This window comes from Falsiroseomonas sp. (assembly GCF_030695085.1).
Taxonomy (GTDB): domain Bacteria; phylum Pseudomonadota; class Alphaproteobacteria; order Acetobacterales; family Acetobacteraceae; genus Falsiroseomonas.
In genome coordinates, this window is the sequence record NZ_JAUYTS010000081.1 from 1 (window position 1) to 10,451 (window position 10,451).

Here is a 10,451-nt window from a genome sequence, read left to right on the forward strand (position 1 = left end):
CCGGCGGTCATCCACCCGCGGCACGCCGTGCGAGCGCGGGAAGTGGGGCGACAGGCGACGCATCTGGGTGAGCGTCAGCAGGAAGGGCAGTGCGGACATGGCGGGACCTCCGCCACATCCAGAATCATGAGCCGCCGCGTCAAAGCAAGCGATTAATGGGTCCTGCGCCTAGTCGATCTCGTCTTCCCAGAGCTCACGCGCTACGTCCGCTCGCTCGACACGATGCTGGCAACAGCGCGGCTCGCCGCCTATCCGACTGCGAAGGCCTTCGCCAAGGCCACGCCACGGCGCATCGCGAAGCTGCGCTACGACGGCCGTCATTTTATCGGCCTTGAACTTGCCGAACAGCTAGTCGAGGCGCGCCAAACGCTCCGTCGGACAACATCATGGGCCCGTTTACGACCTTCAAGCTCGACATCTCTGCCAGGACCTCGACCTCTGGCGGCGACGCCTCGGAGAGGTCGAGCGCGACATCGAGGGCCTGCTCGAAGTGCACCAGGTCGGCAAGTTGCTCACCACCATCGACGGTATTGGTGTGCAATCCGCCGCCCGATCGCCGCGGTTGGAGATCCAGCTCGCTTCCAATCCACTGGCGCACTCGCCGCCTATGTCGGCGTCGTCCCGGCTCTCCGCCTGTCTGGCAGGCGGGCCATGACCCGCACCAGCATCGTGCCGCACGGCAACCCCACCGCGACATCAGCCGCGACAGCGCACCATCAGGCGCCCGCGCCGCAAGGTGGGTGCTAGACGACGTTTACGACGCTGAGCGGCCTCGGCCGTGGCATTTTCGCGGCCTGGCGTCGGGCATGAAGCTCATGAAGCACGACTACGCCGTCGGGCGCACGCTCCAGGGTGAGCTGGCGGTGGAAGAACTCCCGCGAGCCGGGATGCTTTCCGATCAGAACGAGGCTGGCCTCTGGCAGCCGCTCCGCCACGAGGCGCAGCATGGCGTCTGCTGTGGTAGGGTCGAGCGTATCAGTCGCGTTGCCCAGCACGATCCAGCGCGGACGAAAGAGAACGATCCGCGCAAAAGACAGGCGCTGGACTTCCGACGGACTGAGGATGTGCGTCCAGTCCCTCGCCTCCTCGAGCAGCGATGTGAGATGCGCGAGGCCCACGCTGGAGAGGGCCGCCCGAAGCACCGCGTCATCGTGACACGCCGCCGCTTTCGGGAAGGCCAAGGCCTGGCGCAATGGTCCTTGCGGCAGGAACGGCCACGGACCGATGGCGATCATCGCGTCATCGGCCGGCAGGTCCACATGGCCGCGCCCCCAGGGCCAGATGCCGGTCACCACGCGGAACAAGGCGCTTGCCGCCTCGGGGTCGCCATCGACCAGGACGCGCTCGCCCGGCTTCACCGTCAGCGTGAGGTCGGACAGCATGGCCGTGCCGTCGGGCGCCGCGATGCACAGGTCCCTCACGCCGATGTAGGGCTCAGGCGTACGGTTCAGGTTGATCGCGGTCTCCCCGGATCGGTGACGAAGCGGTGCGCGGCCATCAAGCGTATCACGGGGTGCCCACCAACTCGCAGGCGATCACGTCCATCGTGCATTTCCGCGCCTGGCAGGGTGGCTCGCGTCCCCATCGGGGTGGCCAATGAGGCAGCGCGGCCTCATCCATGCGTCGTGCTTGGCCCATCGGCCGGATAGCCCTGGCGCAGCCAGTCCACCACCTTCAGCGGCCGGCGCTTCGGCGCACGCGCGGCCTGGCGGCGGGCGTACACCTCGTTCAGCAGAACCTCCCCGCCCTTCGGCCGTTCCAGGGTCAGGCGGCGGTTGAAGGTCTCTGCGGAGCCAGGATGCTGGCCGATTAGCACCAGGGCCGTCTGCGGCAGCCGGGTCGCCACCAGTCGCAGCAGCGCGTCGGCGGAGACCGGGTCCAGCGCATCGGTCGCATCCCCCAGCACAACCCAGTCGGGCCGCAGAAGCAGCAGCCGCGCGAAGGCCAGTCGTTGCAGATCGGCGCCGTTCAATACCTCAGACCAGTCCTCGGACTGGTCGATCCGGGCACCGAGCCCCTCCAGCCCGACATCGGTCAGCGCCGCCTGGATGGCCTCGTCGCCCGGGTTGCTTTCCGCCTCGGGCAGGGCCAGGGCGTTCCGCAGGGTGCCTCGGGGCAGATACATGCGGCGGCCGATGGCCACCATCAGCGCATCTGCCGGCAGGTCCACCCGCCCGTAGCCCCATGGCCAGATGCCGGCGACGACGCGGAAGAACGCCGCCGCGGCCTCCGGGTCGCCATCCACCAGCACATGCTCGCCCGGTTCGACCCGCAGCGTCAGGTTATTCAGCAGCGCAGTGCCGTCCGGCTCCGCCACCCACAGATCGGACACGCCGAGCCAGGGGCCAGGGGCGCGGTCCATGTTGATGGCGGTCTCCCCCGCGCGCGCCGCCTCCAGCGTTACCACCTGCACCGCCTCCTGTAGCGCCAGCACACGTTCCACGGAGGCGCGCCATTCGGCGATGCGTGGCAGGTTGTCCACCGGCCAGGACAACGCCGCGGTCACCTGCTGGAAGGCCTGTGCCGATTGCATCAGTCGGCCGAGCGTCAGCGCGCCCTCCAGGAATCGCGGCGTGCCGACCAGGATCGGGAACACCGCGGCGAGCGCGACATAGCCCGAGGAGAACGCGATCAGCCGGGCCAGCCCGACCGACTGGTCCCGCCACGCGAAGGCAATCGTCTCGAATGCCGCGGTCAGGCGGCCACGCTCAGCCTGTTCCGCGCGCGCCAGCGCAATCGGCTCGGCGCTCTCGCGGGCGCGGACCAGGTCGTAGCGGAAATTCGCCTCCTTGGTCTGGCGCACATCGGTGGTCCTCACCAGCGGCCGGCCCAGCACGAAGGCGACCACGGCGCCGATGCCTGCATAAAGGAAAGCCAGCAGCACCAGGTGGCCCGGCACCGCGATCCCCGCGACGGTGATCCAGCCGGACAGCGACCACAGGATGCCGACGAAGGTCACCAGCAGCAGCAGGCAGTAGAACAGCGTGCTTGCAAGATCGACCGCGGCTTCCGTCATCACGCGGATATCCTCGGCGATGCGGCCATCCGGGTTCGCGTGGTCGCCGGGGATGAGGCCGGCCTGGAAATGCCGCGATGCGTCCATCCAGCGGCCGATGACGCGACCTGTCAGCCAGCGCCGCCAGTCCAGCTGCAAATGCCGTCGCACCGCCAGATGGCCCATATTGGCCGCCATCGTCCCGCACAGGATCAGCAAGAAGATCCCAATCTGCTCCATGGCGTGTTCGGTGGACCGGCGCTCAAGCGCGTCGAAAAGGTCGGCGCTCCAGACATTCAGCCGCAGCACCAGGCCGATCTGGCAGACGACCAGCAGGGCCAGCGCGCCGGTCAGCAGCCGTGGCCGCCAGCGTCCTTTCTCCGTCCAGTAGGGGGTCGCGAGGTGGGCGAAGTCCCGGAAGAACTGGCGGCTGACGGGCACGGCGTCGCGCATGGGGATCGCTTTGCTGGATCGGGTGGTGCGAGGTGGGGTGGTTCAGCGCGCGGCTGGGCGGGCGCCGCGGCGGATCAAGGTTTCGCAGCGATCATCCTCGCCGATTCCGAACTGGATGGTCGGCAGCAGTCCGGCGACCGGCGCCAGCAGCGCCGCCAGCCCCGCCACGGCGCCGCCACGCGCCACCAGCTCACCCAGCTCCGGCCCGACGGAGGGGTTGCGGAAGCTGCCGGCGACCAAGATGGAGGTCGGCAGGGTGCCGATGGTGAAGCTCTTCGATTCGCTGCGCAGACGGATGGCCAGCCGCTCCCGCGCCAGGTTCACGCTGCCGGTCACGGCCACCAGTACATCCTCCGTATCCAGCAACACTGTGCGCAGGTTCAGCACGCCGCGTTGCAGCACCAGGTCGCCGACGAAGCACTGCACCGTAGTGCGCCCCGGCACGCCAAGCGAGGACAGCAGCGCATTGGCCAGCCGCAGCCCGGAAAGGTCCACCAGCAGGGCGGAGAGGTTGCCGCCGGACATGCCGAGCGTCAGCGTGCCGTTGCCGGCGCCGAGGATTGTGGCGAAGGAATTGCCGGTGCCGGTGATGCGCGCGCGCCCATTGAGCGTGCCGGCACCTTCGAAGGTCTGCGTCGCCTGCATCATGCGGGACAGGTCGAGGCGCTGGAACTGCACATCGGCCTCCGCCTGCACGCGGCCTTCCTCGGCTGGCGTCAGCGTGACGTTGCCGACGATCTGGCCGCGCCCGACACCGAGCGCCAGCGGCCGCAGATGCACCACGCCGTCCTTCACCTCCAGCTCCGTGCGCAGGCTGTCGAAGGGCACGTTGCGGCCGATGACACTGTCGGCGCAGTAGCTGATGCGGATATCGGTCGATTGCAGCTTCGGCAGGTTGATCGGCTCGTCCGGCAGCACGCGCGCCTGAGCCTCGTTGCGGGCGAGGGCGCGACGCTGTTCCGGCGTCTGGCCGGGCGTCGCCACGCGGCCGGGTTCCTCGCCGATGAAGCCGCCGAGATCGGCGAGATCGACGCGGCGAGAGTGAAGTTCTCCCTCCACACTCATGCGCGTCCCGGCGGTGCCGACCGTGAGCGTGCCGTCGATGTCGGTCTGGCCAACGCGGCCGGCGATTTCGCTGAAGCGAAAGCGATTCTCGGCATAGTCGAGGCGTCCGGCGACCTCGTAGTTCGGCGTGCGGGGGATCGGCACACCGGTCAGCTTCTCCAGCAGCGCCATGTCGGGCCCCTGCATCACCAGGCGTAGTTCGGCGCCCCGCAAGGCCAGGGGATCCCGCAGCGAGCCCTCCAGTGAAATCCGTGTCGGGCCGTTGGCGAGTTGCAAGCTGAGCGCCCAGGGCGCACCTGCCTGCAAGGCCAGCACGGCGCCGCCCAGCGCCTGGCCAGTGATCGGCTGGCCGGCATAGGTGCCGGTGATGTCGGTCGCGAGGCGCGGCGCCGTGCCGGCCTCCTCGCGCGTGGCGATCGCCAGCCGGAGATCGGCTTCAAGGTGCGGCAGGACGATGTGGGCGAGACCCTCGGTGATTTGCAGGGTGCCGATTCGCAGCGAGGACGGCTGTCCCGGCGGCGCGGCCGCCACATCCAGGACCCAGTTGCCGCGGCGATCCTCGCGTGCGGCAGCCTCAATAACGGGCTTCACGATCTCGATCTCCGGCAGCACCAACGCTGCTGCGCGCCAGGACCCCAGCAGGTCGATCTGCGCGATCAACCGCTCCGCCTGCGCAAAGGGTGGATCGGCGGCGAAGCCTGGCGGGTTCGCGATCCGGACATCTTCGGCCGTCAGCACCACGACCCGGCCGAGGCGCAGATGCAGATGCGCGATGGTCACGGGCCGGCCAATGGCGGCGGAGGCGCGACGCTCAGCCAGCGGGATGAACCAGTCCCATGACCAGAAGGCGAAAAGCAGCAGCAGAATGACCAAGGGTAGGGACGCCCAGGTCAGCCAACGCGGCAGTCGATTCAGGCGCACCACGTCGTTCTCCCGATGCACTCGGCCCGCTAATCCGAGGGCGCGAAATTACTACGCCAAAAGTGTCAAATTCACGACAAGGGTAGGGCAGCCTACAAAAATGGACAGTATTCAATTCAAACAGATAGTTATGCGTTTGCAATAAAAGTTCCGCGGGCAATAAAATATTTATCCGGAATAATTATATTGAGCGAAAGCAATAATCTGCTATGGATTTGCAGTGCGTCGGATCGGGGGTGGGGTTCTTGGCCGGGGCGAATTTTGAATTTTCTACCGCCAGAATTTTACCCGAAATTGGCTTCATTGACCGTGTTCGTTGCGCTTCAAGCCAACCCCTTCCGTGGACAATTCGGACCGATGCCAGCCAGCGCCGCGACAAGGACTATCTGTGGCTTGGCGGCGCTGGCGGCCGGTAGCGCGGCTGCGGTGATCTGGGGCTGGGAACGCCGTGACCAGCGTGGCGCCGCCGCCGGCCCCATGCTGGAGGCCGGGCCGCGCGGCGTCAGCGGGCATACCCTGGATCAGGAGGAGGTCGCGGTGGCTGCCGTCCGGGCTCATCTGGGCGACGCAAATGTGGATGGCGAGCTGTCAGACGTCCGGCTTTATCCATTGAACGTGAAGGATGAGATCGTGGTCTGCGCGCTGCTGCCCATGCCTCGCGCCGAGGCTATGCGCGTCGTTGCCCGGGTTGTCCTTCACCAGCCTACTGCCACCGCCAGGGCTACTGCGGCGCAGGGTGGGCAGGCGAGCGTGCAGACCCGCACTGCCATGGTCATCATGGAGGCAGGGCCGGGGCTCGGGTGGGGTGGCTCACAGCAGGGTGCAGCCCTCCGCTATTGCCGCGACCCGCAGGTGGCAATCGCCGCCAGCGCCGACCCGTTGCAGGTTCCGGCGCTCGTGCAAGCGGATGCCGAGGCCGCTATCGCACCGGCGGCCCGAGTCGTGGTCACCGCGACTGTGCGCGTGCGTACAGCGCCGTCTGGCGATGCGGCCATTCTTTCGACGGCGCCGCGCGGTCGCAGTTACGTCGTGCTCGGCCGAGCGCCCGGCGGCTGGATCCATCTCGGCGAAGGCCAGGCTTCCCTGGGATGGGCGCATTCCAGCCTGTTCAGTCCGTCGCCCTGACCAGAGACTCTCTGGCTTAGCCTGCGCCGCCCGTCATCACGGCCGACCAGGATTTGTGCCACCGACCTTGCAATTTGCGAACTCCCCCGCCTGCGGGAGCGACCAGGCCGTAACGACAATCGGCCTGGCCTCAGGGGACAAAACGCCCAGGGCGAAAGATTCGGACCGACCATGCAACACAATGTAGACAGGGCCACGGACAGCTGTGAATTCCCAATCTCGGGCGGCCTTATGGGGGCGCTGATTCGCGCCCACAACTGGTCGGCGACGCCACTTGGTTCGTGCGACGCTTGGCCGGCCGGCCTGCGCGCGACGGTCGATCTGGTACTTGGCTCGCCAATGGCGATGGTCCTGCTGTGTGGGTCCGACTTCGTCCAGATTTACAACGACGGCTACGCCAGAATCATGGGTCCGAAGCATCTTGCAGGGCTTGGCCAACCGAACCGTGTCTGCTGGCCCGAGGTTTGGCCCTTCAACGAGCCAATCTTCGCGGCCGTGCATCGCGGTGAGACGCAGTCCTTCGAAAACCAGAAGCTGACAATCGAGCGAAGCGGCCAGCAGGAGGATGCTTGGTTCAACCTGACCTACAGCCCGCTCCGCTACGTGGGCGGCGCGGTCCCAAGCATTCTGGTCATTGTCGTCGAGACAACACAGCGTGTCCTCGCCGAGCGCCGCGAGACGGCAGAGCGCGAGCGCATGTCACGGATGTTCGAACAGGCGCCCGGATTCATGGCGATGCTCAGCGGCCGGGCACAGAAGTTCGACTTCGTCAATCAAGCCTTTGAGCAGCTCGTCGGGCATCGCCGTGTCATCGGTAGCTCGGTGCGGGAGGCGCTTCCGGAGCTGGAAGGACAAGGCTACCACGAATTGCTCGACCGGGTTTATTCGACCGGCGAGCCGTTTGTCGGGCGCGCAATGTCTGTCGCGCTGCAGCGCCAACCCGGTGCTGCGGTCGAACAGCGCTTCGTCGACCTGGTCTACCAACCGATCACTGATTCGAACGGCGCGGTGGCAGGCATATTCGTAGAGGGCGCGGACGTGACCGAGCGCGTGGTCGCCGAGGCTGACCTTCGGATGAGCGAGCAGCGCCTCAACGCCATCTTCACGCTTGCGGCGGTGGGCCTCGCCGAGGTCGCGCTGGATGGTCGCTTTCAGCGTGTGAACGACGCCTTCTGCCGCATGCTTGGCAGGTCGCGTGAAGACCTGTTGGCGGCCACCGTCGTTGATGTGACGCACCCGGACGATGTTGCTGCCAGCCTGGAACAGTCAGGAAACACAGCCCGGACCGGGATACCGGCTACTTTCGACAAGCGCTACCTCCGGCCTGACGGAGAACAGGTGTTCGTCGGGTGCAGCCTCACGCGTCTTGACGGCGAGCGCGATCAGCCGTCCGCGCTGCTATCCGTCACCATTGATCTGACCGAGCGGGCCCGCGCGGAATCTGCCCTCCGTGCCAGCGAGGAGTTCAATCGCCGTGTCATCCAGAGCTCCGCTGACTGCATCAAGGTTCTCGACCTCGACGCTCGCGTGATCTTCATGAGCGAGGGCGGAATGCAGGTGATGGAGGTAGACGACTTCGGGATCGTCGAAGGTAGCTGCTGGCCCGATCTCTGGCGCGGTGAGGAGCACGCCAAATCCGTGGCTGCCGTCGAAGAGGCTCGGCGTGGCGGGACCGGTCGCTTTCAGGGCTTTGCCACCACGATGGCGGGCTCGCCGCGTTGGTGGGATGTGGTGGTGACGCCGATCAATGGGCCGGATGGAAAGCCGGTGAAGCTACTTTCCGTCTCTCGCGACATCACCGTGTCGCGCAGGACAGAGGAGCAGCTTCGAGAGTTGAACGAATCGTTGGAAGCCCGGGCTGCCGAGCGGGCCGCCGAGCTGACTGAAGCGCAGGACCAGCTGCGCCAGAGCCAGAAGCTGGACGCCCTTGGGCAGCTCACCGGCGGGGTTGCGCACGACTTCAACAACCTCCTGACGATCATCCGCTCCTCGGCGGAGCTACTGCGCCGGCAAGACCTCCCGGAGGAGCGCAGGCGCCGCTATGTCGATGCGATTTCCGGCACCACCGAGCGGGCGGCCGCGCTGACGCGCCAGCTTCTTGCCTTCGCCCGCCGCCAGGCACTGAGGCCGGAGGTATTCGACGCGGCCGAACGGGTGCGCGGGATCGCCGAGATGTTGCAGACCATGATCGGTGCACGCATCAAGCTCGAGATCGAGACCGCCGGGGTCCCGTGCTTTGTTGAAGCTGACCCAAGCCAGTTCGAAACCGCGGTTGTCAACATTGCAGTGAACGCGCGCGACGCCATGAACGGACAGGGAAAGCTGACCATCAAGGTTGGTGTCATTGATGCTTTACCTGGAATTCGGGCCCACCAGCCTGTTGACCGCGACCACGTCACATTGTCGATCACCGACACCGGCACGGGCATTGCCGCGGACACGATGCAGAGGCTGTTCGAGCCCTTTTTCACAACAAAGGATGTCGGCAAGGGAACGGGCCTGGGACTCAGCCAGGTCTACGGTTTTGCCAAGCAGTCGGGCGGCGACATAGACGTTGCAAGCCGGCTGGGCGAGGGCGCGTGCTTCACGCTCTACCTTCCAGAATCCGAACCACCCACAGCTGTGATGGGAGAAACTGAAACCCCTCCTGCGCCAGCGACGTCGAGGCGCTGCCGCGTGCTCATCGTCGAGGACGACGCGCAGGTTGCCGATTTCGCAGCGCTGCTGCTGCGCGATCTCGGCCATGACACGGCGCTGGCCGTGAACGCCGCAGAGGCCCTCGGGATGCTGGAAGAAAGTGCCAGCGCCTTCGACATGGTTTTCTCTGACGTTTTAATGCTGGGGATGAGCGGCATTGAGCTGGCCGGACTTATTCGCGCTCGATGGCCGGACCTGCCGGTCGTGCTGACCAGCGGTTACAGCCATGTTCTCGCGACCGACGGTCGGCACGGCTTTCCGCTGCTTCACAAGCCCTACTCGGTCGAGGACCTCGCGCGGGTTCTCGGTTTGGCGAGGGTGACCCCTGCGCCGGGCCACGCCTGTGCCGGCAGCGAATGCGCCGACCACCGATCCAGCCGAGAACCCCCGTGAAAAGCGAGTAGGGAGGTTGTCTTCGGTGTCGCGAGCGTTTGCACGCTGTGATGCTGAGTGAGGAAACTCTGCTGCTGCCTGCGGACGTGTTTGGGAAGCCGGTGCGGGAAGCGCTCCCGGAGCCCGAAGGCCGCGCGGGCAGGCAAAGGGCTGCTGAGTCCAGCAGGGCTGGCGCAGCAGGTGCGGCGTTGGTTCGGCAATCGGAAACAGCAAAATTCCCGTATCGATCCGAAGTGTGACGCGGTTGTGTAGATAGCGGCCATCCTCGCAAATAAATCGTTAAGCTCACGATAAAATATTGCAGTAAGACTTCCGCTGGCTTACGCTCTAAAGGCGATTATTTGTGCGAGGAAGACTCGTGCAAGTCGCGGCGCGTTGGCATTAGGCAATTTTTGGAGGAAACTGTGAAGAAACGGCTACTGTTACTTACGGTTTCGGCAACGAGCGTTGCGTTGATTTCGCCAAGTCTGGCGCAGCGGCAGACCGCTGTCGGGCCAGGGATAATCCCGCTCAGCGCCGCCGGCGCGCTGGGTGGCGTCGACATGTCCGCTTCAGGCACCACGGGAACCTTAAGTGTCGGCGTCCCGGGCGGCCCGCAGACCGATATCTTCACGCTGAACGACCCCCCGCTCACTGGAAGCGTCGCCGTTTCGACCGCAGCCTCCAGCCAGGGCAACATCGTCTTCAACAGCAGTTCCAACGTCTTTGGCGCTGTCGGCGTCACCCAGCCTGGCGGACCTTTTCTGCGGAGCATCTTCGCAGGCAATGCCGGCACCACCGTGAATTTTCTGGGCCCGGTATT

6 protein-coding genes and 1 pseudogene are annotated in these 10,451 nt (G+C 66.0%); 4 read left to right on the forward strand and 3 right to left on the reverse strand.

What is annotated here, in order from left to right:
• Window positions 1-222: 222 nt before the first annotated feature.
• Window positions 223-747: a transposase gene (locus Q8S40_RS25175; protein ID WP_371136825.1), complete on the forward strand. Its 525-nt coding sequence runs from the start codon at window positions 223-225 to the stop codon at window positions 745-747.
• On the opposite strand, the gene Q8S40_RS09860 is transcribed toward Q8S40_RS25175, so the two are convergent.
• The 3 genes from Q8S40_RS09860 to Q8S40_RS09870 form a co-directional block, all read right to left on the reverse strand.
• Window positions 744-1,421, reverse strand: a complete 678-nt coding sequence (locus tag Q8S40_RS09860; RefSeq protein WP_305670239.1) for a hypothetical protein — start codon at window positions 1,419-1,421, stop codon at window positions 744-746. The two genes, Q8S40_RS25175 and Q8S40_RS09860, sit on opposite strands and share 4 nt — an antisense overlap.
• A 191-nt stretch (window positions 1,422-1,612) precedes the next feature.
• A complete protein-coding gene (locus Q8S40_RS09865) occupies window positions 1,613-3,448 on the reverse strand; it encodes an ABC transporter ATP-binding protein/permease (protein ID WP_305670240.1) in 1,836 nt (611 codons plus the stop codon).
• A gap of 42 nt (window positions 3,449-3,490) precedes the next feature.
• Entirely contained in the window at window positions 3,491-5,437 is a 1,947-nt protein-coding gene (locus Q8S40_RS09870) for an AsmA family protein (protein WP_305670241.1), read from the reverse strand.
• A 390-nt stretch (window positions 5,438-5,827) separates the two neighbouring features.
• On the opposite strand from Q8S40_RS09870, the gene Q8S40_RS09875 reads away from it, so the two are divergent.
• The 3 genes and pseudogenes from Q8S40_RS09875 to Q8S40_RS09885 all read left to right on the forward strand — a co-directional run.
• Window positions 5,828-6,559, forward strand: coding sequence for an SH3 domain-containing protein (locus tag Q8S40_RS09875; RefSeq protein WP_305670242.1), 732 nt, complete (start codon window positions 5,828-5,830; stop codon window positions 6,557-6,559).
• A gap of 231 nt (window positions 6,560-6,790) precedes the next feature.
• Complete coding sequence (locus Q8S40_RS09880; RefSeq protein ID WP_305670243.1) at window positions 6,791-9,649, forward strand: PAS domain-containing protein; 2,859 nt, start codon at window positions 6,791-6,793, stop codon at window positions 9,647-9,649.
• 404 nt (window positions 9,650-10,053) lie between these two features.
• Window positions 10,054-10,451 (forward strand): annotated as a pseudogene (locus tag Q8S40_RS09885) (hypothetical protein); the annotation flags it as partial.

Bases quoted from the DNA above. Each gene is read 5' to 3' on its own strand.
- Q8S40_RS25175 (WP_371136825.1), top strand. From the start codon at position 223: ATGCTGGCAACAGCGCGGCTCGCCGCCTATCCGACTGCGAAGGCCTTC.
- Q8S40_RS09865 (WP_305670240.1), bottom strand. From the start codon at position 3,448: ATGCGCGACGCCGTGCCCGTCAGCCGCCAGTTCTTCCGGGACTTCGCC.
- Q8S40_RS09880 (WP_305670243.1), top strand. From the start codon at position 6,791: ATGGGGGCGCTGATTCGCGCCCACAACTGGTCGGCGACGCCACTTGGT.